Annotated in this window: 23 protein-coding genes, 1 pseudogene and 1 other annotated feature; of the genes and pseudogenes, 6 read left to right on the top strand and 18 right to left on the bottom strand. The window is 37.1% G+C overall.

Annotated elements, in window-relative coordinates; all coding sequences use genetic code 11:
* The first annotated feature begins 133 nt into the window (after nt 1–133).
* Nucleotides 134–664, top strand: a complete 531-nt coding sequence (locus ACZ5N5_RS16010) for a DUF6944 family repetitive protein (protein ID WP_054788445.1) — start codon at nt 134–136, stop codon at nt 662–664.
* An 80-nt stretch (nt 665–744) separates the two neighbouring features.
* Here ACZ5N5_RS16010 and ACZ5N5_RS16015 read toward each other — a convergent pair whose 3' ends face one another.
* The 4 genes from ACZ5N5_RS16015 to ACZ5N5_RS16030 all read right to left on the bottom strand — a co-directional run bounded on the left by ACZ5N5_RS16015 (nt 745) and on the right by ACZ5N5_RS16030 (nt 5,604).
* Nucleotides 745–1,668 (bottom strand): manganese-dependent inorganic pyrophosphatase, encoded by a 924-nt coding sequence (locus ACZ5N5_RS16015; RefSeq protein WP_054859423.1) that lies wholly within the window; start codon nt 1,666–1,668, stop codon nt 745–747.
* A gap of 95 nt (nt 1,669–1,763) precedes the next feature.
* On the bottom strand, nt 1,764–3,008 hold the full coding sequence (locus tag ACZ5N5_RS16020) for a glutamate-5-semialdehyde dehydrogenase (protein WP_054859424.1): 1,245 nt from the start codon (nt 3,006–3,008) through the stop codon (nt 1,764–1,766).
* Nucleotides 3,001–4,128: a glutamate 5-kinase gene (proB, locus tag ACZ5N5_RS16025; protein ID WP_277678218.1), complete on the bottom strand. Its 1,128-nt coding sequence runs from the start codon at nt 4,126–4,128 to the stop codon at nt 3,001–3,003. The genes ACZ5N5_RS16020 and proB overlap by 8 nt, the downstream gene beginning before the upstream one ends.
* Nucleotides 4,129–4,273: 145 nt before the next feature.
* Nucleotides 4,274–4,485, bottom strand: a binding site (T-box leader).
* A gap of 45 nt (nt 4,486–4,530) precedes the next feature.
* Nucleotides 4,531–5,604 (bottom strand): branched-chain amino acid aminotransferase, encoded by a 1,074-nt coding sequence (locus ACZ5N5_RS16030; protein WP_054788444.1) that lies wholly within the window; start codon nt 5,602–5,604, stop codon nt 4,531–4,533.
* A gap of 139 nt (nt 5,605–5,743) precedes the next feature.
* Here ACZ5N5_RS16030 and ACZ5N5_RS16035 point away from each other — a divergent pair, with 139 nt between their 5' ends.
* Nucleotides 5,744–6,505: a CBS domain-containing protein gene (locus ACZ5N5_RS16035; RefSeq protein ID WP_425454578.1), complete on the top strand. Its 762-nt coding sequence runs from the start codon at nt 5,744–5,746 to the stop codon at nt 6,503–6,505.
* Between the two features lie 117 nt (nt 6,506–6,622).
* Here the strand turns inward: ACZ5N5_RS16035 and ACZ5N5_RS16040 are convergent, their stop codons facing one another.
* Together ACZ5N5_RS16040 and gltB are read right to left on the bottom strand one after the other, a co-directional pair.
* On the bottom strand, nt 6,623–8,119 hold the full coding sequence (locus ACZ5N5_RS16040) for a glutamate synthase subunit beta (protein WP_464372762.1): 1,497 nt from the start codon (nt 8,117–8,119) through the stop codon (nt 6,623–6,625).
* A gap of 15 nt (nt 8,120–8,134) precedes the next feature.
* A complete protein-coding gene (gene gltB, locus ACZ5N5_RS16045) occupies nt 8,135–12,688 on the bottom strand; it encodes a glutamate synthase large subunit (RefSeq protein WP_464372763.1) in 4,554 nt (1,517 codons plus the stop codon).
* A 129-nt stretch (nt 12,689–12,817) separates the two neighbouring features.
* Here gltB and ACZ5N5_RS16050 point away from each other — a divergent pair, with 129 nt between their 5' ends.
* On the top strand, nt 12,818–13,720 hold the full coding sequence (locus ACZ5N5_RS16050; protein WP_054788443.1) for a LysR family transcriptional regulator: 903 nt from the start codon (nt 12,818–12,820) through the stop codon (nt 13,718–13,720).
* A gap of 49 nt (nt 13,721–13,769) precedes the next feature.
* Here ACZ5N5_RS16050 and ACZ5N5_RS16055 read toward each other — a convergent pair whose 3' ends face one another.
* Nucleotides 13,770–14,648 carry a 5'-3' exonuclease gene (locus ACZ5N5_RS16055; RefSeq protein WP_109984342.1) on the bottom strand — a complete coding sequence of 293 codons (879 nt, stop codon included), beginning with the start codon at nt 14,646–14,648 and terminating at the stop codon, nt 13,770–13,772.
* Between the two features lie 95 nt (nt 14,649–14,743).
* Between ACZ5N5_RS16055 and msrA the strand changes: the two genes are divergently transcribed.
* Nucleotides 14,744–15,265 (top strand): peptide-methionine (S)-S-oxide reductase MsrA, encoded by a 522-nt coding sequence (msrA, locus tag ACZ5N5_RS16060; protein WP_464368019.1) that lies wholly within the window; start codon nt 14,744–14,746, stop codon nt 15,263–15,265.
* A 10-nt stretch (nt 15,266–15,275) separates the two neighbouring features.
* Here msrA and ACZ5N5_RS16065 read toward each other — a convergent pair whose 3' ends face one another.
* The 3 genes from ACZ5N5_RS16065 to ACZ5N5_RS16075 are packed head-to-tail and all read right to left on the bottom strand — an operon-like array spanning nt 15,276 to nt 16,945.
* Nucleotides 15,276–15,926, bottom strand: a complete 651-nt coding sequence (locus ACZ5N5_RS16065) for an HAD-IA family hydrolase (protein ID WP_054788442.1) — start codon at nt 15,924–15,926, stop codon at nt 15,276–15,278.
* A 28-nt stretch (nt 15,927–15,954) separates the two neighbouring features.
* Nucleotides 15,955–16,515: a DinB family protein gene (locus tag ACZ5N5_RS16070; RefSeq protein ID WP_109984345.1), complete on the bottom strand. Its 561-nt coding sequence runs from the start codon at nt 16,513–16,515 to the stop codon at nt 15,955–15,957.
* Nucleotide 16,516: 1 nt separating this feature from the next.
* Nucleotides 16,517–16,945 carry a hypothetical protein gene (locus tag ACZ5N5_RS16075; RefSeq protein WP_277678223.1) on the bottom strand — a complete coding sequence of 143 codons (429 nt, stop codon included), beginning with the start codon at nt 16,943–16,945 and terminating at the stop codon, nt 16,517–16,519.
* A gap of 648 nt (nt 16,946–17,593) precedes the next feature.
* Here ACZ5N5_RS16075 and ACZ5N5_RS16080 point away from each other — a divergent pair.
* Nucleotides 17,594–17,968 carry a metalloregulator ArsR/SmtB family transcription factor gene (locus ACZ5N5_RS16080; protein WP_054788440.1) on the top strand — a complete coding sequence of 125 codons (375 nt, stop codon included), beginning with the start codon at nt 17,594–17,596 and terminating at the stop codon, nt 17,966–17,968.
* Nucleotides 17,965–18,840 carry an aldo/keto reductase gene (locus ACZ5N5_RS16085; RefSeq protein ID WP_464368017.1) on the top strand — a complete coding sequence of 292 codons (876 nt, stop codon included), beginning with the start codon at nt 17,965–17,967 and terminating at the stop codon, nt 18,838–18,840. The genes ACZ5N5_RS16080 and ACZ5N5_RS16085 overlap by 4 nt, the downstream gene beginning before the upstream one ends.
* Before the next feature lie 173 nt (nt 18,841–19,013).
* On the opposite strand, the gene ACZ5N5_RS16090 is transcribed toward ACZ5N5_RS16085, so the two are convergent.
* The 8 genes and pseudogenes from ACZ5N5_RS16090 to hisB all read right to left on the bottom strand — a co-directional run bounded on the left by ACZ5N5_RS16090 (nt 19,014) and on the right by hisB (nt 24,229).
* Entirely contained in the window at nt 19,014–19,514 is a 501-nt protein-coding gene (locus tag ACZ5N5_RS16090) for a DinB family protein (protein ID WP_054859431.1), read from the bottom strand.
* A gap of 74 nt (nt 19,515–19,588) precedes the next feature.
* Nucleotides 19,589–20,506 (bottom strand): helix-turn-helix transcriptional regulator, encoded by a 918-nt coding sequence (locus ACZ5N5_RS16095; protein WP_464368016.1) that lies wholly within the window; start codon nt 20,504–20,506, stop codon nt 19,589–19,591.
* A 65-nt stretch (nt 20,507–20,571) separates the two neighbouring features.
* A pseudogene (locus tag ACZ5N5_RS16100) lies at nt 20,572–20,682 on the bottom strand (penicillin-binding protein); the annotation flags it as partial.
* 108 nt (nt 20,683–20,790) lie between these two features.
* Nucleotides 20,791–21,258 (bottom strand): NUDIX hydrolase, encoded by a 468-nt coding sequence (locus ACZ5N5_RS16105; protein ID WP_054788437.1) that lies wholly within the window; start codon nt 21,256–21,258, stop codon nt 20,791–20,793.
* A gap of 365 nt (nt 21,259–21,623) precedes the next feature.
* Complete coding sequence (gene hisIE, locus ACZ5N5_RS16110) at nt 21,624–22,274, bottom strand: bifunctional phosphoribosyl-AMP cyclohydrolase/phosphoribosyl-ATP diphosphatase HisIE (RefSeq protein WP_109984351.1); 651 nt, start codon at nt 22,272–22,274, stop codon at nt 21,624–21,626.
* Nucleotides 22,264–23,022 (bottom strand): imidazole glycerol phosphate synthase subunit HisF, encoded by a 759-nt coding sequence (hisF, locus tag ACZ5N5_RS16115; RefSeq protein ID WP_054788436.1) that lies wholly within the window; start codon nt 23,020–23,022, stop codon nt 22,264–22,266. The genes hisIE and hisF overlap by 11 nt, the downstream gene beginning before the upstream one ends.
* Complete coding sequence (gene hisH, locus ACZ5N5_RS16120) at nt 23,019–23,645, bottom strand: imidazole glycerol phosphate synthase subunit HisH (protein ID WP_277678226.1); 627 nt, start codon at nt 23,643–23,645, stop codon at nt 23,019–23,021. Before hisH ends, hisF begins: the two co-directional genes overlap by 4 nt.
* Nucleotides 23,642–24,229, bottom strand: a complete 588-nt coding sequence (hisB, locus tag ACZ5N5_RS16125; RefSeq protein WP_054788435.1) for an imidazoleglycerol-phosphate dehydratase HisB — start codon at nt 24,227–24,229, stop codon at nt 23,642–23,644. The genes hisH and hisB overlap by 4 nt, the downstream gene beginning before the upstream one ends.
* Between the last annotated feature and the right edge of the window lie 3 nt (nt 24,230–24,232).

Raw genomic sequence — 24,232 nt, forward strand, 5'->3', positions numbered from 1 at the left:
CGTTATCATATTCAACCCTTTTTATAAATTTCTCTGATTATTATAGATGTACAGTCTAATTTTTCATGGTTACATACCATAGTAGAAGATAAGGGGTAGATCGGAAAAATTCAATTAGAAAAGGGGAAAGAGTATGAGTAAAGAGGATAAAGAGCTTTTCGGAGGCTGGATTCAAGCAATTGGAACCATCCTTTCTGCTATTGCCAACACCCCTCATTTTGGTTTATCACAAACTATATCCCAAGACTTAAAAGTTGTTGGCAATACGATGCAAGCTACCGGTAATGCACTAGCAGTAGATAAATTATCTCAAAAGGATCTATCTGATGTCGGAAACGCTATCCAATCGATCGGTAATCTAACCGTCATCGGCTCATTGAAATTTCCTGTATCCAATCAATTAAAACAAGGATTAAACATAAAAGGAAATCTACTTCAAGCATTAGGAAGCGGGATCTCCTTCTCAGATAGCTTAAAGGATTCATTCCAAATCAGTACGATTTACAACGCCTATGGTAACCTATTACAAGCAATTGGGAATAGCATGCAGGCTCTAGCTTCAAAAGCCGGATCAAATAGTACTATGATGAATACGATTGGAAATTGGATTCAAGCAATTGGCGCGATTATGACAGCAATATCAGAAAGCTTGGAGAAACTCTAGACCAGCGAAGACTGTTTTAAATAAGAAGACTCTTTCATCCAACATAAAAAAATAGGGAGTTTTTCTCCCTATTTTTTTAACTAAAATGCTTGGTTTAATGGTGGCACAATTTGTTTTTTACGTGATACGACACCAGGTAATTTTGCGATTTTATTTTCTAATGTAACCTGGAATGCCTCTGCTACTTTTTGCTCTTCTTCTCCTACAGCAAGAACAACAGAGTCATTGTTCAAAATGTCGGTAATGACAAATACAAATAATTTTAATCCTTTATCTGCAACGGTCTGTTCAATCACTGGTTCTATTTCACTTCGAATGGCTATAACGTCGGTAACATCTACAGTATTTACTTGAGCAATCTCAACTTTATTCCCATTCATATCAAATTCTTTCGCATCTAAAGAAATAAGCTCGGCTGGCGACTTGTCACTTAGATCCGCTCCTGCTTTTAACATATCTAATCCAAAGCGTTCAGCATCTACTCCGGCAATCTCTGCCAATTCCTTGGCTGCTTGGACATCTTCGTCTATACAGGTTGGTGATTTAAATAGTAAAGAATCTGAGATGATAGCAGAGAGCATTAATCCTGCTATTTCCTTTTGAATTTCAACATTCTTCTCTTTATATAATTTATTTAATATGGTGGCTGTACAGCCAACTGGTTCCGCACGATAGTATAAAGGATCCTTCGTTTCAAAATTAGCAATTCGATGATGATCAATGACTTCCATTACTTTGACTTGATCAATATCGTCCACACTCTGTTGACTCTCATTATGATCAACAAGTATAACTTGACCGACTTCATTTGCGACTGTGTTTACAAGTCTAGGTGCAGTTTGGTTAAAATAATCTAACGCGAAGCTCGTTTCATTATTCACTTCTCCTAGTCTAACTGCTTCAACGTCTTCCCCTAATGCTTTTTTTAATTCTGCATAAGCAATCGCAGAGCAAATGGTATCTGTATCTGGATTCTTATGACCAAAGATCAATGTTTTTGCCATGTTACTACTCCTTTTTTTACCAAGATTTATCTACCAACCTATTATATAAAAATAAAAGATAGTTGAATAGTGTTATCAAATGAGTTCTTTAAATTCTACTTAATTTGCCCATTTCCATGTAATAAATATTTAGTGGAAGTTAATGCTTCTAAGCCCATAGGTCCTCTTGCATGAAGCTTTTGTGTACTAATACCGATTTCTGCTCCAAAACCAAATTCAAAGCCATCTGTAAATCTCGTAGATGCATTATGGTATACTGCCGCTGCATCTACCTCATTCATAAATGCTACTACATTTTCGTTATTTTCTGAGATAATTGCTTCCGAATGGTTGGTACCGTATCGATTAATATGGTCAATGGCATCCTCAACGGTATCCACTACTTTCATTGCTACAATCTTATCTAAATATTCTGTTTCATAGTCTTCTTCTGTTGCTAGAGTAACAGTATCATTATTTTCAGCTATTACTTCGTCACCATGGATCTCTACTCCGGCTTCTTGTAAGGCGAACAGTAAATCTTTCAGATATTGACTCGCCCATTGTTTTTGAACTAGAATCGTTTCGATTGCATTACATACACTAGGACGTTGGGTTTTCGCATTAATCGCAATTTCAATCGCCATTTTTTTACTCGCTGTTTCATCAATAAATAGATGACAGTTACCCGCACCAGTTTCAAGTACTGGAACGGAAGAATTAGCTACGACAGTATCAATCAATTTTTTACCACCACGTGGGATGAGCACATCTAAATATTCGTTTAACTTAAACATCTTAGAGGCTGTTTCACGGCTTGTGTCCTCTAAGAGCTGTACGGCATCACTTGGTAGGGAGGATTGCCTTAGAGCATCATGTATCACTTTCACGAGTGCCGTATTGGAATGGATAGCAGATGAGCTTCCTCTTAATAGAACGGCATTACCTGTTTTTAAGCAAAGGCTAGCAGCATCAATCGTAACATTCGGTCTTGCTTCATATATCATCCCGACCACTCCAATTGGAACCCGTACTTTCTCGATTTCCAAATCGTTTGGTCTCTTCCATGATTCCAAGACATTCCCAATTGGATCATCCAACTCTACAAGCTGAAGTAATGCATCTGCCATATCCTTGATCCGTTTTTCGTTCAACACTAATCGGTCGATGAGAGATTCATGTAAACCATTTGCACGACCTCTTTCAATATCTTTTTGATTTTCGGCAATAATAAACTCTTTTTTGTCTCTTAAAGCTTTTGATAATAGTTCTAGCGCTTCATTTTTTTCTTTCGTTGTACTTGTTGCTAAGCTCGTAGTAGTTGCTTTTGCTAGACTTGCCTTTTTTATTAAATCACTCATTTTGATAAGCCTCCTCCATTAATAATACCATTTTGTCCCGGTGAATTACTTCTGGTTTGTTTCCCATCGTGATCTCCATCGCTACCTGGCTAGATTCACCCTTCGCTAAAATCATAGCTTTCGATGAATAATTAACCTGTCCTTTCGCAATCACACGTTCATTAAAAATTACCTCTACGACAGAGCCTGCTTCAAACTCTCCATCAATCCATTTGATACCAGCAGGCAGCAAGCTTTTGCCATTGTGTACAATCGCCTCGCTTGCCCCTTGATCAACATAAATTTTGCCGGATATTGGTGAATGAAAGGCTATCCATTGCTTCTGCTTACGGATACTATTGGTTAAATGCTCCCCGATATATGTTCCGTCTCCTCGATTAGCCAGTATATCAAGTAGCTTATTTTCCCCAGTTCCTGTACCTACAAAGACCCGGACGCCAAGAGACAGTGCCGTCTTAGCTGCAAGTATTTTGGATTTCATTCCACCAGTACCAAATTTCGTTCCAGACTCATGCTTGGTTTGCTGTAATATTTGGTCTGTAATCCCTGTTAAACGATCATAGCGAACAGCCGTTGGATCAAGCTTAGGATTTTTATCATACAACCCATTTATATCTGTTAACATGATCAAAAAATCTGCATGAATTAACCCGCTAACAAGGGCAGAAAGCATGTCGTTATCTCCAAAGGTTAGTTCATCAATAGCAACCGTATCATTCTCATTAATAATTGGCAAAACATTACGCTTCATTAATTCAGTCAATGTGGAGTAAACATTGCTATACTGAACTTCATGACTAAATACGTCTCTCGTTAATAGAAGCTGAGCAGCTACAATGCCATATTTTTTGAAAGCATCTGTATATGCCTCAACGAGAAGCCCTTGACCAACTGCAGCTGCAGCCTGTTTACCTTGAATGGTAACAGGTCTTGTCGGGTAACCTAGGTCGCCAAATCCTGCTGACACGGCACCGGAAGAGATAAGGACAACCTCATAGTGCTGCTCAATTAGCTTTGCGATCGCAGCAGTATGCTCCTCTATCTTCTTTAAGCTAAGGCCTCCATTTTTATTTGTTAAAGAACTACTACCAATTTTTACTACAATACGTTGCTTTGCCATCCCATTCACGCCTCAATTCAACATTTAATAATATGAGCAAAACTCAGCTTCTCGCAATCTCCTACTAGCGAAAGGCTTTGTGTCTTATACTATAATCCATCGGGTATTTATCTTTCTGTAATAAAAAAACTCTTCTCCCCTGTATGACAAGGACGAAAAGAGTTGTTCCGCGGTACCACCTTTTATTGACAGTCAAAAGACTATCCACTTGACTCTTTAACGCAGAGCTACGATTAAGTAAGACTTAACTGTTCATAGAATAGGTTCATTGGTTGAGCGGGTAATGGAGTTTTTCAGCCTAGGAACTCCAATCTCTACTACCATCTTCCAACTACTAGTTCTAATCATCACATTATCTATTCTTCTCTTTATTATAGAAAATTTAACAAACGATCTCAAGTCTTATTTCACTTTTATTATCCAATTAAATGGATCTTCTTCTGTTCCATACTGAATTCCTGTTAATGTATCGTAAAGTTTACGCGAGATCTCACCTGTTTTCCCTTGATTGATGATCATTTTTTGATCATCCCAGTTCAATTCACCAATTGGAGAAATAACGGCAGCTGTACCAGACCCAAATGCTTCTTCTAATTCTCCTTTTTGATAACTATCAAAGAGCTCCTGCATCGTAATTCGTCGCTCCACAACCGGAATGTTCCAATAGTTCAACAATTCAATCACAGAATTTCGCGTTACACCATTTAAAATACTGCCATTTAACATTGGTGTAATCACTTCTCCATTAATTTTGAAAAATACATTCATGCTTCCTACTTCTTCAATGTATTTCTTCTCCACACCGTCTAACCAAAGAACCTGGGCATATCCTTCTTGTTCTCCGATCACTTGGGCTTTTAAACTAGAAGCATAATTTCCAGCCGTTTTGGCTTCTCCTGTACCGCCTTTTACTGCTCTAACGTAATCATTCTCCACAGCAATCTTTACAGGGTTAATACCTTCCTTATAATATGAACCAACTGGGGATAAAATAACGATAAATTGGTAAGTACTAGATGGAGATACTCCCAAATAAGGCTCTGTTGAAATAATAAAAGGTCGAATATACAATGAAGTACCGGGAGTATCTGGAACCCATTCATGGTCAATATGAACGAGGTGTTTGATCGCATCAATCGCAAATTCTTCATCAATTGCTGGAATACACATTCTATCATTCGATCGGTTGAGACGCTCCATGTTCTTATCAGGTCGAAATAGTTGAATCTGTCCATCTTTCGTTTTATAAGCTTTTAGTCCCTCAAACACGGTTTGTCCATAATGAAAAATCATAGCAGCTGGATCTAATGAGATCGGTTCGTACGGAATGATTCGAGGGTTATGCCAGCCTCTTTCTTCACTATAATCCTGGATAAACATATGATCCGTAAAATATTTACCGAACATTAGTTGGTCTGAAGCAGGTTTTGGCTTTGGTTGTTCGTTTTTGATTACTGTAATGGTATATTGTGACATAAAAAAGACTCCTTATACATATAAATAGATTTCATCAAAGAGGAAAATAATCTCTAACCTATATTTTATTACTAAAACAAGCAAAAACTCAACTATAAATAATTAAAATTTTCAAACAATTAATTGCTGAATTCAGGTGGTGGTATTTTTGGAAGAAATTAGAGAGAAGCGTAATTTATCAGAAAGGTTCGAGGTAGCCTTTAATCAAATACACGACCAGCTTTGTATATATGCAAATGAGCCAAATCATCACATATCTTTTACAGAAGTATTGGCAAAGGCGAAATCACACCATAAAATGATTTCTACTCATTATGATTTACTAAAGCAATGTAGTAAGTTGCGTAATGCCATGGTTCATCGAAAAATAAAGGAATCCTTCTACATTGCAGAGCCACATGAGGAGGTTGTTAGGGAAATCGAAAAACTAGCTGATGTTTTACTCTCACCTCCCACTTCAAGCAGTATTGCTTCACACCCTGTTGAATTTTTTTATGTAGATGCACCACTAAGCAAGGTACTCGCTTGTATCGAAGAAAAGAAATTTTCTCAATTTCCCATTTATGAAGATAAGCAATGTTTAGGATTGTTAACAGAAGGTGCCATCTTACAATGGATTGCTCGGCATTTATTAAGCAGTAAACAGACATTACAGGATATTTCTATTCAAGATATTTTTCACACAGAAAGAATATCAGATGTTGTTTTTTGTTCTACTTCTTCTACGATATTTGATGTACAAAGTCTTTTTCAATCATATGTAGAAAAGAAGCAGCAAAAATTAGAAGCAATCGTGCTAACAGAAACTGGTAGTAATCAAGAACTACCAAAAGGCATTATTTCTTCCTGGGATTTAGTCCAATTAAGAGTTGGATCATTTCCGCTTTTGCGTCATACATAAGCTATTGCTGACGATTTCACCATGGAACATAGCGACTTCAGCTAGTCATTTTTATTTCCTCCTCTTTTAATATATAGTACAAAAAGAGGAGGAATTTTAAGGTTACATGTGTTAGTGCTACACATTAACGACAGTAGGTAGTTCTGTCTCCCCCATTAAATATTGGTCTACTTGATAAGCTACTTCTCTTCCTTCATTGATAGCCCAAACAATTAAGCTTTGTCCTCTACGTGCATCTCCTGCCGCAAAAACATGCTCCACATTTGTTCTGAAATCTCCATATTTCGCCTCTACCCGATGTCGATTTACCTCTACTTTAAATGCATCTAGTACTGGTTGCTCTACCCCTTCGAATCCAATTGCAATTAGTACAAGCTGGGCAGGCCAATACTTTTCGGTACCAGGTAATTCTTCAAAAACAAATCGACCATTTTCATCACGAGTTTTCTTCATTTCTACGGTATACAATGCTTCTAATTTTCCATTCTCATCTGTGATAAATTGTTTGGTCTGAATCGAATATTGACGTACATCTTCTCCAAATTTTTCTTTCGCTTCTTTATGGGCATACTCCAAGCTATAAACATTTGGAAAGGCTGGCCATAGATTACTATTATCACGTTTAATAGGTAACTGTGGATGTTTTCCAAACTGGACAATGCTCTTTGCTCCTTGACGGAGTGCTGTGGCAATACAATCGGCACCAGTATCTCCTCCGCCAATTACAATAACATCTTTCCCTTTCGCATTCCATTTTTCTTCTATTTGTAAGTTTGAATCCAATAACGATTTAGTAGAAGCCGTTAGGTAGTCCATAGCAAACTGAACACCTTTCGTCTTCCTTCCTTGAATAGGTAAGTCCCGATGCTTTTGAGCACCTGTACATAGAATGACCGAATCATAATTAGCTTTAATTTCTTCAGCAGATAGATCCTTTCCTACCTCTGTGTTTAAAATAAATGTGATTCCTTCTTCCTCTAGTAGACGTATACGACGTTTGACAACATTTTTGTCTAATTTCATATTAGGGATACCATATGATAATAGTCCACCAGCTCGATCCGCCCTCTCAAAAACGGTCACGGAATGTCCAGCTTGATTTAATTGGTCAGCTGCGGCAAGCCCTGTAGGACCTGATCCGATGATCGCTACTTTTTTACCGGTTCTTTTTTTTGGTATTCGCGGTGTAATCCAACCATTTTCAAAGCCTTTATCAATGATCTTTTGTTCGATATTTTTAATGGAAACTGCAGGATCGTGAATCGCCACTGTACAGGAGCCTTCGCAAGGTGCTGGGCAAACCCGTCCCGTGAATTCAGGGAAGTTGTTCGTTTTCATTAGACGCTCCAATGCTTGCTTCCATTTTCCTCGATAAACTAAATCGTTCCATTCCGGGATTAGATTGTAGACAGGACACCCTGAAGTTGCCCCTTCAATTTCCATACCAATATGACAGAATGGAGTTCCGCAGTCCATACAACGAGCTCCTTGTGTTTTCGCAACTTCATCAGAGAAAGGAGTAGAATACTCCTTCCAATCTTGAATCCGTTCCAACGGATCTCTTTCATCGGCTGTTTCTCTCTCGAATTCGATAAAACCTGTTGCTTTTCCCATCAATACGTCTCCTTTCTACTGCGTTATTTCCTGTTTTTCATCAGAGTGATCATTCATTTTATTGTCTTTTTTAGCCATGAAAGCCTGATAACGAGCTGCCTCTGTTGAGAAACCTTGACTCTCATACCATTGAATTTTTTCTAGCATCTGTTTATAATCTGTAGGGATTACCTTGACAAATTTCTCCCTTTCATTTTCCCAATCTTGGAGAATAGTTGCTGCTTTACTACTATTCGTGTAAATATAATGTTTGGTAATAAATGTTTTTAGTTTTTCTATTTCCTTCGGATCTTTAAGCCCTTCAAATTGTATTAACTCATCATTACATAATTTTTTGAAAGCTTCGATATGATCTGGCTTAATATAGGCTATACCGCCAGACATACCTGCTGCAAAGTTTTTCCCTACATTCCCTAGAATAACGACATGACCACCTGTCATATATTCACAGCCGTGATCTCCGACACCTTCTACTACAATATCCGCACCTGAATTCCTTACTGCAAAACGTTCTCCAGCATATCCATTAATAAAAGCTTCCCCACTGGTCGCTCCAAAAAATGAAACATTTCCGGCAATCACGTTATTAGCTGGGTCAATCGTAGATTCCTCAGGTACCCGGACAATAATTTTCCCTCCTGATAAGCCTTTCCCAACATAATCATTGGCATCTCCTGTTACTTCCATAGTCATCCCTTTTGGTATAAACGCACCAAAGCTTTGACCGGCAGAACCTTTAAATTTAAGAGTAATGCTGTCTTCAGGAAGACCTTTTTCTCCGAATTTTTTCGAAATTTCACTTCCTACGATCGTTCCTGTTACACGATTGGTATTTTTAATTGGAAAGAATGCTTCCATTTTTTTACCAGACTCGATTGCATGCCTCACTCTAGGTAAAATATCTGTCATGTCTAAGGATTGATCTATTTTATGATCTTGCTTTCTACGAGAACTAGCATTTCCTTCAGGTTGGTAAAGCAATGTGGTCAAATCCAAATATTTCGCTTTCCAATGTTCGTTCGCACGATCAGATACCTCTAAGATATCGGTACGACCTACCATTTCATCCATTGTTCTAAAGCCTAGTTCTGCCATCAATTCTCGAACCTCTTGTGCAATAAATGTCATAAAATGAACGACATGCTGAGGATCACCCGTAAATTTCTTTCGAAGCTCTGGATTTTGTGTTGCAATTCCAACTGGGCACGTATCTAAATGACAGACTCGCATCATGACACAGCCAACCGCAACTAGTGGAGCGGTCGCAAATCCAAATTCTTCCGCACCAAGTAATGCGGCCATCACTACATCTCTACCTGTTAATAATTTTCCATCTGTTTCTAAAATTACTCGATCTCGTAAGCCATTGAGCATTAGGGTTTGATGTGCTTCAGCAAGCCCTAATTCCCATGGTAATCCCGCATGTTTAATACTCGTTTTTGGAGAAGCACCTGTCCCTCCATCATAGCCGACTACTGAAATAACATCAGCATTGGCTTTCGCTACACCTGCTGCAATGGTACCAACTCCTGACTTGGCCACAAGCTTTACACTAATTCGTGCATCCCGATTGGCATTCTTCAAATCATGAATTAATTGTGCTAAATCTTCAATAGAATAAATATCGTGATGTGGCGGTGGCGAAATCAAGTCAACTCCTGGTGTAGAACCACGTACATCTGCCACCCATGGATATACTTTCGTAGCAGGTAATTGTCCGCCTTCGCCAGGCTTCGCACCTTGTGCCATTTTTATTTGTAATTCCTTCGCATTCACAAGATAGTGACTTTTGACCCCGAATCGACCGGAAGCAACTTGCTTAATCGCACTGGAACGCCAATCTCCGTTTTTGTCCACAACAAAACGACTAGCATCTTCGCCACCTTCTCCACTGTTACTTTTTCCACCTATTCGGTTCATTGCGATCGCTAGTGCTTCGTGCGCTTCTTGGCTTATAGAGCCATAGGACATAGCACCTGTTTTAAATCTTTTCACGATTGATTCCACTGACTCTACTTCCTCAATCGATATAGATTGTCTTTTTTTGAAGCTAAATAAATTACGTAGAAAACCAATTCTTTCTTCATTCGCTGCTTTAGTGAATTTCTTAAATAATGAATAATCACCTCTGCGACACGCCCACTGTAAGGTATAGATAGTATGAGGATTAAAAGCGTGGTGCTCCCCAGCTTTTCGCCATCTATATTCACTTCCTGAGTCCAATGATGCCTCTATCACCTTCTTGTACCCTTCTTTATGTCGCTTTTCTGTTTCTAATTGAATGATAGATAGATCAATTCCATCAATTTGTGAGGCCGTCCCAGTAAAGTACTCTGCAATAACCTTCTTACTAATCCCGACTGCTTCAAAGGTTTGCGCGCCACGGTAGCTTTGCACTGTAGATATCCCTATTTTTGACATAACTTTAACGATTCCTTCTGTCACAACATCGATAAATTTTTGCTGTGCTTCAGCAAAAGTCATAGGTAGATCCTGATTTTGAACCGCTACATTCAACGTTTGATAGACTAGATATGGATGAATGGCATCAACTCCATAACCTAACATTGCCGCAAAATGATGAACCTCTCTTGCTTCTCCTGTTTGCGCGATAATACTTGCCTTCGTTCTTAAACCCTCTCGAATTAGATATTGGTGTAATCCACTTACCACAAGTAATGTTGGTATTGCTATATGGTTTGCATCTGTTGCTTTATCTGATAAAACAATGAGATTTATTCCACTTTGAATAGCGTTTTTCGCCTCATGAAATATTTCTTGTAATCTATCTTCCATATTATGTTGGTAAACCGAATCGATCACTTTTGTATGGAGGCCCTTGATAGATTGACCTTCCAGTTTTTCTAATTGATCACTCGATAATATCGGAGATTCTAAACGAATTCGAATTGCTTTCTTTTTGCTCGGATGTAAGATATCTCCTTCTGCCCCTAGCCAAGTAAGGGTAGAAGTTACGAGTTGCTCCCTATAGGCATCTATTGGCGGATTGGTTACCTGAGCAAACAATTGTTTAAAATAATGGAACAAAGACTGCGGTCGTTCTGACAAAACAGCTAGCGGAGTATCATTCCCCATAGCCCCGATCGGATCTTTTCCATCTATCACAAGTGGAAGGATATATTTCTCAATATCTTCCGTCGTATAGCCAAAGGCTTTTTGCAATTGTAATAATTGTGGTTCAACATCTTCTTCCTCTATCGCCTCAGCAGGAAGCTCGCTGACTTGATCTTCTAACCATTCTTCATAAGGATAGGCAGTTGCCATCTCCTCTTTAATCTCTTTGTCAGATATAATACGACCTTGCTCTAGATCTACTAGCAACATTTTTCCTGGGCGGAGTCGTTCTTTGAGTAATATATTTTCTTCCTGATAATCAATTACTCCAACTTCAGAAGAATAAATAATATAATCATCTTTCGTTACATAGTAACGAGCAGGACGTAATCCATTCCGATCTAGTATGGCTCCAATTTGCTTTCCATTTGTAAAAGTGATGGAGGTAGGACCATCCCACGGTTCCATCATCATACTGTGATATTGATAAAAAGCGCGTTTTTTGGGATCAATATTCGAATTCTTTTCCCACGGTTCTGGGATCAACATCATTGCAGCATGTGCAGGGCTTCTGCCTGCTAATGTAAAAAATTCTAAGGCATTATCCAGTGTGGCAGAATCACTACCATCTGAATGGACAATTGGTAATACTTTCTCCATATCTTTCCCAAATGCATCTGATATAAATTGTTTTTCCCTTGCCCTCATCCAATTGATGTTTCCGCGCATTGTATTAATTTCTCCATTATGAATTAAATACCGATTAGGGTGTGCTCTCTCCCAAGACGGAAAGGTGTTTGTACTAAATCGGGAATGGACTAGAGAAAAAGCGGAAACGAAATCTTCATCCTGTAATTCCACGTAAAATTGATCCACTTGATCAGGAGTTAATAACCCTTTGTAAACAATTGTTCTACTGGATAAACTTGGAAAATAAAACCGGATTCCTTGTTCATTTGCCCAATTTTCTGCCTGTTTTCGAATAACATATAGCTTTCTTTCAAAGTCTAATTCATGTTGAATAGACCTTCCACACTCAATAAATACTTGCAGAACCTCTGGCACCGTTTCTATCGCACTTTTTCCGATTTTAGAAGAATCTGTAGGCACCCTTCTCCAACCGATCAATTTTTGTCCTTCGGATGCAATCAGTTCATTCATTTTTTCTTTCGCTAATTGTTGTTCTGCCATATTTTGAGACAAAAATAACATACCAACGCCATACGAACCAACAGCTGGTAGTTGAAAGTCTTGACATTCTCTTCTAAAATATTTATCAGGGATCTGTACCATTAATCCGGATCCATCACCAGTAAGTGGATCACTGCCCTGCCCACCTCGGTGTTCTAATTTACACAGCATTTGTAAACCTTTTTTTACGATATCATGCGTTTGTTTTCCTTTAATATGTGCATATAAGCCAATACCACAAGCGTCATGTTCGAAATCCGGATGATAAAGCCCCTGCGGAGTAGGCATATCTCTATATGTCATATAAGTCTCCCCCAATCTAATCTTGCGTTTTTCGTGTGTAATTACATTGTATGTTTTCTTATTAATCTAAACAATATATAATAAGTATTATATTGTTCTCAAATTGATATATATTATGAGGTGAAGCGTGTGGAATTACGTCAATTGCGTTATTTCGTAGAGGTTGCAGAGCGAGAGCATGTATCAGAAGCTGCAATAGAATTACATGTTGCTCAATCTGCGATAAGTCGACAAATAGCGAATCTAGAAGCAGAACTTGGTGTCGAATTATTTGAGAGAGAAGGTAGGAATGTACGCTTAACTCATATCGGAAAGATATTTTTGACACATACCAAAACAGCATTAAAAGCTATCGATCATGCCAAAAAGCAGATTGATGAATATATTGATCCAGAAAGAGGATCGATAAAAATCGGTTTTCCTACCAGCTTGGCAAGTAATCTATTGCCTACCGTTGTTTCAGAGTTTAAAAAGAAGTACCCAAAAATAGGCTTCCAACTAAGACAAGGCTCCTATAATTTTTTAATTGAATCCGTAGAGAACAGAGAGATTGATGTGGCGTTTCTTGGCCCAGTACCATCTGAGCATCCTGAGATTATCGGAGATATTTTATTTACGGAGAATTTTTATGCGCTAGTACCTAGCTCTCATCCATTAGTCAATCAAGAACATGTCAATTTGCGTGATTTGCATGATGAGGATTTTGTTTTATTCCCAGAAGGCTATGTTTTACATCAGTTAGTCATTGATGGATGTAAACAATCGGGATTTACGCCAAAAGTGTCCTCCCAAGGAGAAGATTTAGATGCGATTAAAGGTTTAGTAGCGGCTGGTATTGGGATTACCCTATTACCCGAAAGTGCTTTTAATGACTTGAATCCACATTATAGTGCAAAAGTAGCCATTCAAAACCCTGAATTAAAACGAACTGTTGGCATTATTATTCCGAGAAATCGAAAACTCGCTCCGTCAGAGCAAGTGTTCTATGAATTTATCAAGGACTTCTTCTCCAATCTAGACAGATTTCAGTAAACGAAAAACGATTACCAAGCAGATTATTTTGCGAGGTAATCGTTTTTCGTTATGAAAGGTTTTTTAACCATCTAACTGGATTGTTAAATTCTAGTTCTTCTATTAAATAGGTTTCGATTGTAGAACGATCTCTTTTCCAAATAGCAGTCTCTATAGCAAATTCTATAGGTACATCCGTCATAATCGCTGCTAATTTTCTAGATATCATCAAATCTTCTTTATATTGTTCTAGCTTTTTCTGCATTCCTTTAGGTAGGGAATCTTTTTCCTCTAATAGACGATCAATCGAGCCATATTGATCCAATAATTTTAGGGCTGTTTTTTCACCTATTCCTTTCACACCTGGATAATTATCGGAAGAATCCCCCATTAACCCTTTTAAATCAATAATTTGTAATGGAGATAGACTTTTCTTTTCATAGAAGTTATCCATCGTGTAGACCTCATAATTCCCTTGACCTTTCTTCATGATCGCTACATTTATCTGACGATCGACAAGTTGTAACAGGTCTTGGTCACCACTAACGATAGTAACGACAAACTCCTCTTGCAAGCGTTTAGCCAGCGTACCGATACAATCATCTGCTTCATAGCCAACTACTCCTACATTTGGAATATCAAATGCCGAAACAATTTCCTTCGCCAAATCAAACTGTGGGATTAATTCTTCTGGCGGTGTATCTCGATTTGATTTATAGTTATCATAAAGCTCATTACGGAATGTTTGACTTCCCATATCCCAACAACATACCACATGGGAAGGAGCAAAAGTCTCGATTGCATTGGTGAAATAGTTTAAAAAACCAAACAATCCGTTTCTTGGTATCCCTTTACTATTCACCATAAAATTACCGGTAAAGGCTGTTGCAAAAAAACCTCGAAATAATAATGCCATACCGTCAACAATTAGTACATGTTGTTTATTCATAAAATCTCTCAACCTCTTTCAAACTTCATTATTTACATCTTAACATATAAAGAGTATATTTGTGTTATTCTTGTTTTAAAAAGGAGGGGCACTAAATGAGAAAAATAGAAAAGGCAACCTTTGCAGGGGGATGCTTCTGGTGTATGGTAAAGCCATTCGACCAATGGGATGGGGTGGTAAGTGTGGTATCAGGTTATACTGGCGGAACAATAGAGAACCCTAGCTATGAGCAAGTAAAAACAGGGACTACCGGCCACTATGAGGCGGTTCAAATAATGTATGATTCTTCTATCATATCCTATCAGACGATACTAGATTTATATTGGCCTCAAATTGATCCAACCGATGCTGGTGGACAGTTTCATGATCGAGGTCCGCAATATCGTACCGCTATTTTTTATCATAATGCAGCACAAAAGGAGACTGCCATTAATTCCAAGAAATCATTAAAAGAATCAAATAGGTTCCAAAAAGAGATCGTTACAGACATTCTACCAGCTCAACCGTTTTATCCAGCGGAAGACTACCATCAAGCATTCTACAAGAAAAATGAAAAAGAATACAAATTAGATAGAGAAAAATCAGGTAGAGATGTATTTATTCAAAAATATTGGTAGTACATTTTCATTACAAGAAATGGAGGATTTCTAACAAATCGTCAATTGTATACTCTGTAGTGGCATGCTTCCAGTGCTTGTCCTTCTTCCAAACTCCTTTCATCCCAACTGCTGTCGCAGCTATTACGTCATTCTCGGGATGATCACCCATAAAGAGACTTTCCTCTGGATTAACTTCAAGGTCCTGTAATGCTTTGAGAAATATATTTGGATTAGGCTTTTTCATCCCTTCCCACTCGGAAACTAAAATCGAATCAAAATATTTTTCGATTCCTAATGCCTGGATGTTATCCATTTGAAATTGTCCTCTTCCATTCGTGATCATACCGATTGCTATATTTCTTGTTTTCAATTCTTCTAGCATCTCAATAAGGTGTGGAAATGGAATACAGCTATATTTAAATTCACTTATATAATCTTGGAGCAATTCCTCCCATGATATTCCTATTATTTCAAATTCTTTTATCATTTGCTGATAAACTTTATCCTTCCATACATATCCTCTATTATCTAACTGAAGAAAACGTTCTATATATTCTTTTTTCGTAATAGAGTCCAGAAGATGCTCGAAACGGTCATATTGTAAATCAATAAACCTTCTTACAGATGCATCTCGATTAAGTAAGGTACCATCTAAATCGAATAAGACAGCCTTTATCATATTTCTTCAACCACCTTTATAAATCTGCTTAATGGTTATACTTGTTTTTATTACTATCTATTACATTATAATACTTCTCGCATAAAGAAAAATGATGTTTCTCATGTATTCCAAGCAAATGAATGCTTTCGATCAGGTTGGGGTTGCTGGCTAGCGGATCTATATAACGTATGTGTCCAGCTACATCGTCGCTAAGTTTTAACACGATTTTTTCTATTTGCTTAGTCTCTTTGTCTAATTCATTGACTAACCATCCAAAATCTACTTGATCCTTGGGCGGAACCAAAATGAAGGGTGCTTTCATTGGTTTCTTTTTTTCCAATTGATATTGTTTATAAATATTAGTGCTATGGACTGGATATGGTTTATTCTTTCGTAATGTTGCAAAGGGTATGGCTAAAGGAATGTAGATTTTACTCAGTCTTCTAAACCATCTCATCATTAAATACAAATGATAATATGTTTCCCCCCAAGACCATTTATCATCAGAGGGTCTTTGCCATTCCTTGCCTTTCCATAATTCGATTTTTATTTCTTTCCTCTGTTTATATATCCTTTGAAAATGTTCAACTAAATATATATTTTTCAAATTAACCTTTCCTCTCTATTAACGTGGATTTCCTTAAATACTGTATTAATGTTATTAGTACCATACTTATGACAAAAATAGGGATGAAATAGAGAATTGCATATTGAACCACTAAATATAAATTTGTAGTATCACTTACATCCCCGATTGCTAGACATAGTCCAATTATCAAAAGAATCAATCCAGTGATTATATAGCTATTTTTTTGTCGAAGTCTTATGAAAATAAAGGAAAGGCCAAAAACCGGAAATAAAGCAGCAGCTAATAAGGTGATATTCCACAATAGATTCCATCCGACTCCATCTAATAAACCGGTAATTAAACAACCCCAAATAATGAAAGCGGAAATCGTAGTAATTACATTTATAAAGGCTAAATCCTTCTTTTTTAGATAGACAAAAATAATAGGACTTAACGTGATACAAAACATTATATAGTGAAAATTCTTATATCACTTATCTTTATCAGCTAGTAATCCTCTCACCATACAATTACTTTTTTGAAAATTAAATCTTTCATAAAATTCGTTGGCATCTTTCGTAGTTAAAGCAAAACAAGTATTTTGTACTTCTGGATGTGTCTACATACATTCAACCAGCCAAGAGCCCAAACCGTTGTCCTTATTACTACTATTAAACTTCCAAATATACTTAAATTGGTCTTGTTCTCACTCCAATTCGATTTTAACATAAAATACCAACAATTAGTCTAAAATTAGTCAAAAATTTTTAAAAATAAGGGTAGTACCAGCGAAGCTGACACCGCCCGCCATAAGGAAATCTCAAGATAATAATAAGCAATAAGTTGTATAAGTTAAATACTTCCCACTGTTCAACAATCGCGCCCGATTGAGCCCTATTGGAAGCATCTTTAATACCAACGAATGGTAGGTTTAATGTTTTAAAAGTTAATGATCTCGATTTTCTTTCTCGATGTGGTTTTAAGATAAAAAACGTGATATTCTTATTCCGTCGAAGGAAGTAATCCATTAATCCAATAGAAAAAAGCAGTTTCTGAAATAAATTTGGAGAAAAGGGTTTTGTTTGTTTAAAAATATAAACCATCAGGGAGAGGAAAAATGATTAATCAGGGAGACGAAGAAAATCTGGTAAACAAATTCAAAGAAAATCAAGATATATTATTTGCAATCGGAGATCAAACTAGGCAAGCCATCCTTATTACCCTAATGCAAGGGCTGCAACATCCCGGTATGCGAGTGGGAGAGATTACGGCAAAAACACATCTTTCACGTCCAACCGTATCCCATCATTTAAAAATATTAAAGGATGCGCAGATCATCAGTGTGCATAAAGTAGGAACCATGAATTATTATCACCTAGACTCCAAAAGCAAGCTCTTGACACTTAAAGGTCTCGTCGATCAGATCGAGGAAATGTTTTTGCAATGTAAATCAGACACTATCCTATATCAGGACGAAAGGAACAGGGTATGAAAATGACTGTAGAAACTAAGACAATTGAAGCGGTTAATGGCGTAAAAATCCCTCAATTGGGTTTCGGGGTTTACAAAATAAAGAAAAAAGAAGAGTTTGAAATGTCGATTCGTGAGGCTATCCGGGTAGGTTTTCGCCATTTTGATACGGCAAAAATTTATGGCAACGAACAAGCATTAGGAACAGCCATTGAAAAAAGTCAGATCCCCCGAGAAAAATTTTTTATTACTTCGAAGGTGTGGAATACGGATCACGGTTATAAAGCCACTAAGAATGCGTTTGAACAAACCTGTAAAAAGCTAAATGTAAAATATCTTGATATGTACCTCATCCATTTTGCTTCACCTCATTATTTGGAAACATGGAAAGCAATGGAGGAACTATACATGGAGGGAAGGATTAAAGTAATTGGCGTTGCGAATTTTGAAATTCAACACCTTGAAAACATCATGAAACATTCTGAAATCGCACCGATGATTAACCAGATCGAGACTCACCCGGAGTTCCCACAAAATGAACTTCATGACTACCTCAAGAATCACCACATCTTACATGAGGCATGGGGGCCGTTGGGACAAGGGAATAAAGCATTACTAGAACATCCGGATTTAAAGACAATTGCTCATGAACATCAGAAAACGGTAGCTCAAGTCATTCTACGTTGGCATCTACAACGAGGAATTATAATTATTCCTAAATCATCAAATCCACAAAGAATTAAAGAGAACAGCGATATTTTTGATTTTGTGTTAACCCATGAAGAAATGGGGAAAATCAGCCAACTCAACACGGGTAGAAGGTATTCAATTAAACCCACTGGCTATATGATTAATCCATTTTACAATAGATTGATGAAAATTTTCATGAAGTAAGTCAGTGAATAATTTTAATGCCATTACCTACCTTTTAGTAATGAAAAACCTAGATTGTCTCATATATAATGAATTCTTTTGTCTATTAATTTAAAAAAGCTTAATTTCTCTATTTAACATGAAGAAATTAAGCTTAATTTGGCTGAAAGTTATGGAATTTCTACTACTTTTTTCTAACTTTGGTACCAATACAATGCAACATCATTCATAGTGGAAGCATATCCTAGTTGTCTTAACATCGTGGTAATATTTCCTCGATGATAAGTACCATGATTGGCAACATGAAATAATATTTCTGAATACGCGGTTTCTCTAGGACCTGTCCAAGGATTATTCAGATTTATTCTCTTTTCTAAATCTGATTGACTATTTATCCATTCTTGATATTGTATAGCAAGTTCTTCATTAGACTCTATAAATTTATTTGCAGAATAGGAATTTGTCTCCTCTACAAGCGCCATAGACACTTCTAATGCTTCTTGCATATCCATTCCTTTCAGTGTTTCTAGCCACATAACATCTACCACATAGATGTGACTAAATGTTTTAGCGATGGTTGGATAGGAACTGCTAACCTCATCATATAGGACATTGCTCGGTAATTCTCTTATTCTTTCTAGTAATACCTTATTAGCCCAAACGTGATAATTGTACATATTTTTTGCATGATTCATTGAACAACCACTCCTTAACTTCTGTTTTTTTGTTTCTATTTGTATTATAAAAAAAGATATATGACAGCAGTTTGTCATACATCTTCATAAAGTTTAACTATATTTTTTGCTTCTTCTATTAGGATGGCTTGCAGTTCAACAGGTTTTATAATTTTCACCCCACTACCAAAACCTAACAGAATAGATTTAAGCCACCTGGCATGTAGAGGTTCATAAACAGAAATGGTAAATGTCATACTTCCATCACGGTTAAGGACCTTCGGATAATTCCGGAATTGGTCTAATGCTCCTGATAAGGAGTTGGGATGCACCCAAATTACTACATCCTCAAATCGTTCCATATCGGACTTTGAATGTGATAACTCATCATCATTAATTTTATGATTTTGAAGATATGCATCTTGTGTTATGGTTATATTCATCATACGTGAGATCCGAAATTCTCTGTAATCCTTCCGTTCTCTACAAAAACTATAAATGTACCAGTTTCGGAACCGATAACGAAGGTGAATAGGTTCTATTTCTCGTGCAGTAAATTCATTTTTACTACTTACATAATCAAAACGAATTACTTTTTTATCAAGTATAGCCATTCGTAGTTCGGTTAACAAACGCGGCTCTGTTCTATGACTAGCCAAGTCAATCAATAGAGATTTATCGTAACCGGTTGGATCCACTGCAGACAACTTATCCATCGTATGTTGCATGTTTTTATCTTCAAAAATTCTCGACAAGCTACTTAGTACTGTAAGTAGAATGGAAATATCATTAGAGCCCATGAAGCTCTTGTCCATTTTGTATCCCTCAATGATCCCGAAACCACCGTTCGTACCTTGATGCGAAACAACAGGTATTCCAGCTGCACAAATAGCATCGATGTCTCGATAAATAGTCCGTGTTGTTACTTGAAATTCATCAGCTAAGCGAGAAGCTGACAAAATTTCATTATTTAGGAGTTTAAATATAATGGCTAGCAATCGTTCTAATTTCAATGCTTCTTTCCTTTCTTTAGTAAAATAATTTAACTCGGATATAGCTTAATTGGTACATTTAGGAGTTAATCAAACATATCCGCTACTAAGTTACTGAACTCTCTCAAATAGTGAAGATAATTGCCCACACCATAGTTATACATTTTGTTGTACATCTTTGCAACGACAAGATTATGTTTAGGCATATCAATAATATTCGAGATGAAAGGTTTTTTTGTATAAGTTGGTCTTCGAAAACCTTGATGAATCTTTTTACAAACATTCTGCATTTATTAAAAAGATCATTATTTTATTACTGGCTGTGAAACTCCATTTACCCAGTCTAGTATAAATGGAGCCTGGTGATTGTTTAAGCTTTTTGGTATTTCATTTTTATGTAAGAAGGCTAAATCTTTACTCTCATTATTCGCAATAAGTTTTCCATTGAAGTCGGTTACTTTAAATATAATTTGAACACTAAAAACTTTATCTCCATTTGAATAGTGTGCAAATCCGTTTTCACCAGAATAAATACCAAACAGTTCTACCTTGTTTAACTGAAGATTAGTTTCTTCTTGTACTTCTCTTTTTACTGTCTCCTCAAAAGTCTCACCAATCTCTAATATGCCACCAGGTATTCCCCAATGGTTATAGTCCGTTCTTTTCTGTAATAAAATTCTTCCTAAACCATCTTCAATAATCGCCCCACAACCAACTGTTATTAGAGTCTCTTTTCCAATCAACTTTCTCATCGTTTTTATATAATCATTCATATTTTATTCCTCTAATCAACATTTTAATAATTAATTTCCTAATAATAGATAGTAATGCTAGTCTCAATCCTGGTTGTCTCGTCAAGGATTTTAATTATTACCAAGTGTTTATCTTGGTTATCTTGCTTGCTAGCATGACTTTTGCCAAGATATATCCTTTTATCTTGGTTTTCTTTCCTGCCAGTTTGACTATCACCTAGATATATTCTTTTATTTGCTAATCACACCATTCCTTGCGATTAATTATAGAAGAAGAGGTTAAACATGTAAAATTGTTTCTCAATAAGGAATAACAGAAAGTAATTCAAAAAACCATCCTAAAAAATGTAGGATGGTTCTTTCTGCATCTATTCTAGAATCTAATCTTACCAATCTTTTATTTCGGGTCGGTCCCCTTTACTATTGCCTTTTTTAGCAAAGCGATTGGTTAATTCTTGTTTAACATCCTCGAGGCTTACACCTTGATTAGCCATCATAACGAACGTGTGGTAGAGTAAATCACTCACCTCATTGGTTAATTCTTCGTTATCCTTATTTTTCGCTGCAATGACAACCTCTCCGGCCTCCTCGATTACTTTTTTACCTATTTTGTCAACACCTTTTTCATATAAGTAATTCGTGTAGGAGTTCTCTACACGATGTTCTTTTCTATCTTCTACCTCTTGCATAACTTCCTCGATGATCGCTGAATGGTAAGGAGAAGTGCCATTATCCTTTACATGATTGAAGAAGCAAGAGGTTTCACCTGTATGACAAGCAGGACCATTTGGAATGACTTTAATGTGTAACGTATCGTGATCACAATCTAAATCAATCGATTGCACCTGTTGTGTATTTCCAGAAGTTGCCCCTTTATGCCATAATTCTTCTCTTGATCGTGAATAGAACCAGGTCTCATTGGTTTCTATTGTTTTTTGATAGGCCTCTTCGTTCATATATGCTAGCATGAGAACTTCTTTTGTCTGTAAATCTGTAATAATTGCTGGAATTAAACCTTTTGAAAAATCAGGCTTCACGAATAGTCACTCCTTGCTGTTTACATGCTTCTTTTACTTCTTGAATTGTAAAGGTATTTTCATGAAAAATCGATGCTGCAAGTCCTGCTGATACATCTGTCTGATTAAATACTTCTGGGAAATGCTCTGGCTTTCCTACACCTCCAGAAGCTATAACCGGGATGCGCACGGCAGCCACAACAGCTTCTGTTAAGGGATGATCAAATCCATTCTTCACACCATCTGTATCCACACTTGTTAATAAAATCTCGCCTGCACCTTTTGTTTCTACTTCCTTTGCCCATTCAATCGCATCAATTCGCGTATCTTTTGTTCCTCCATGTGTCATGACGTGCCATTTGTCACCAACACGTTTCGCGTCGATTGCGACAACAATACACTGTGCACCAAATCGCTCAGAGGCTTCCGATATGAGAGAAGGATTTTGGACAGCAGCCGAATTCATGCCTACCTTATCTGCTCCGGCTTGTAATAAGCGATTCACATCCTCTATCGAGCGTACACCACCACCGACTGTAAATGGGACAAACACATTTTTTGCAGTCTCTCTTACAATATCAACCATTGTTTGGCGACCTTCATTGGTTGCTGAGATATCTAAAAACACAATTTCGTCTGCTCCAGCCTTAGAATAATTAGATGCCATTTCAACTGGGTCTCCTAATTCTCTTAGTCCTACGAAATTTGTCCCTTTTACAACTTTTCCTTCCTTTACATCTAAACAAGGAATAATTCTTTTCGCAATCATGCGTCCATCCCCCTAATAGGTGAATATTCTTCCGTTAATTTCATCACGATTTTTAACAGCTCCACGCCAACCTCTCCGCTTTTTTCTGGATGAAATTGAATACCAAATACATTCCTATCCCTTACCATTGCAGGTACCCTAGCACCATAGTTTGTCGTAGCAACGAGATATTTTTGCTGTGTTGTAGCTTGATAAGAATGCACAAAATAGACATGTTTGTCCTGAAGCTTAGCAAATGCCTCGTTCTGATTTTCAATTTGAAGCTGATTCCATCCGATATGTGGTAGAATAAAGCTTGTTTCTATTCTTTCAACCGTGCCTGGAATTAATCCGAGTCCTTCTGTCAGACCATTTTCATAACCCTTTTCAAACAATAACTGCATACCAAGACAAATTCCGATAAAAGGTTTTTCCTTCGCTAGCTCACGTAATGGCTGCATTAGACCTCTCGTTTCAATTTCTTCAACTGCTGCTTTAAAGGATCCGACACCAGGTAAAATGATATGACTTGCTTTTTTTAATCGTTCAACTGAATCCGTTATTTCTATCTCATAGCCTAATTTCTGAAAGGCAGTTGTTACACTTGCTACATTACCCATTCCATAATCTACGATGGCAATCATTCGATTAACCCCTTCGTAGAATTAACCCCTTTTATTTCTGGATTAATCCGAATAGCCTCTGATAAAGACCGACCTAATGCTTTAAAAATTGCCTCGATCTTGTGGTGAGTATTTTGACCATATAATACCTTAGCATGAAGTGTAATGCCTGCTTGAAAGGCAAATGCTTGCAAAAATTCCTGAACTAATTCTGTATCAAAATTACCTAGTTTTGAGTTATCAAAGGATGCATCAAATACAAGAAACGGTCTACCACTAATATCCAGTGCAACAAATCCAAGTGATTCATCCATTGGCACATAAGCACTGCCGTAGCGATTAATCGATTTCTTATCACCTAACGCTTCTTTTATTAACTGACCTAAGACAATTCCGACATCTTCAACAGTATGGTGACTATCAATATGCAAATCTCCATTTGCTTTTACTTCTAAACCAATTCGACCATGTCGCGCGAATAACTCGAGCATATGATCAAAAAAACCCACCCCTGTATCAATGTTGACTTCACTTGGATCATCTAAATGGACCGATATACTAATCTGGGTTTCAAATGTCTTTCTCTGTTTACTAGCTGTTCTCATCTA

The sequence above is a fragment of the Gracilibacillus sp. JCM 18966 genome (assembly GCF_055392695.1).

What these genes read in the sequence shown, in the direction of transcription:
- ACZ5N5_RS16085 (WP_464368017.1), top strand. Translation starts at nt 17,965, where the DNA reads ATGAAAATGACTGTAGAAACTAAGACAATTGAAGCGGTTAATGGCGTA.
- ACZ5N5_RS16065 (WP_054788442.1), bottom strand. Translation starts at nt 15,926, where the DNA reads ATGATAAAGGCTGTCTTATTCGATTTAGATGGTACCTTACTTAATCGA.
- ACZ5N5_RS16105 (WP_054788437.1), bottom strand. Translation starts at nt 21,258, where the DNA reads ATGAATGATTATATAAAAACGATGAGAAAGTTGATTGGAAAAGAGACT.
- ACZ5N5_RS16020 (WP_054859424.1), bottom strand. Translation starts at nt 3,008, where the DNA reads ATGAGTGATTTAATAAAAAAGGCAAGTCTAGCAAAAGCAACTACTACG.
- hisB (WP_054788435.1), bottom strand. Translation starts at nt 24,229, where the DNA reads ATGAGAACAGCTAGTAAACAGAGAAAGACATTTGAAACCCAGATTAGT.
- hisF (WP_054788436.1), bottom strand. Translation starts at nt 23,022, where the DNA reads ATGATTGCGAAAAGAATTATTCCTTGTTTAGATGTAAAGGAAGGAAAA.
- ACZ5N5_RS16015 (WP_054859423.1), bottom strand. Translation starts at nt 1,668, where the DNA reads ATGGCAAAAACATTGATCTTTGGTCATAAGAATCCAGATACAGATACC.
- msrA (WP_464368019.1), top strand. Translation starts at nt 14,744, where the DNA reads ATGAGAAAAATAGAAAAGGCAACCTTTGCAGGGGGATGCTTCTGGTGT.
- ACZ5N5_RS16075 (WP_277678223.1), bottom strand. Translation starts at nt 16,945, where the DNA reads ATGTTTTGTATCACGTTAAGTCCTATTATTTTTGTCTATCTAAAAAAG.
- ACZ5N5_RS16055 (WP_109984342.1), bottom strand. Translation starts at nt 14,648, where the DNA reads ATGAATAAACAACATGTACTAATTGTTGACGGTATGGCATTATTATTT.
- ACZ5N5_RS16030 (WP_054788444.1), bottom strand. Translation starts at nt 5,604, where the DNA reads ATGTCACAATATACCATTACAGTAATCAAAAACGAACAACCAAAGCCA.
- ACZ5N5_RS16090 (WP_054859431.1), bottom strand. Translation starts at nt 19,514, where the DNA reads ATGAATCATGCAAAAAATATGTACAATTATCACGTTTGGGCTAATAAG.
- ACZ5N5_RS16080 (WP_054788440.1), top strand. Translation starts at nt 17,594, where the DNA reads ATGATTAATCAGGGAGACGAAGAAAATCTGGTAAACAAATTCAAAGAA.
- hisH (WP_277678226.1), bottom strand. Translation starts at nt 23,645, where the DNA reads ATGATTGCCATCGTAGATTATGGAATGGGTAATGTAGCAAGTGTAACA.
- proB (WP_277678218.1), bottom strand. Translation starts at nt 4,128, where the DNA reads ATGGCAAAGCAACGTATTGTAGTAAAAATTGGTAGTAGTTCTTTAACA.
- ACZ5N5_RS16010 (WP_054788445.1), top strand. Translation starts at nt 134, where the DNA reads ATGAGTAAAGAGGATAAAGAGCTTTTCGGAGGCTGGATTCAAGCAATT.
- gltB (WP_464372763.1), bottom strand. Translation starts at nt 12,688, where the DNA reads ATGACATATAGAGATATGCCTACTCCGCAGGGGCTTTATCATCCGGAT.
- ACZ5N5_RS16040 (WP_464372762.1), bottom strand. Translation starts at nt 8,119, where the DNA reads ATGGGAAAAGCAACAGGTTTTATCGAATTCGAGAGAGAAACAGCCGAT.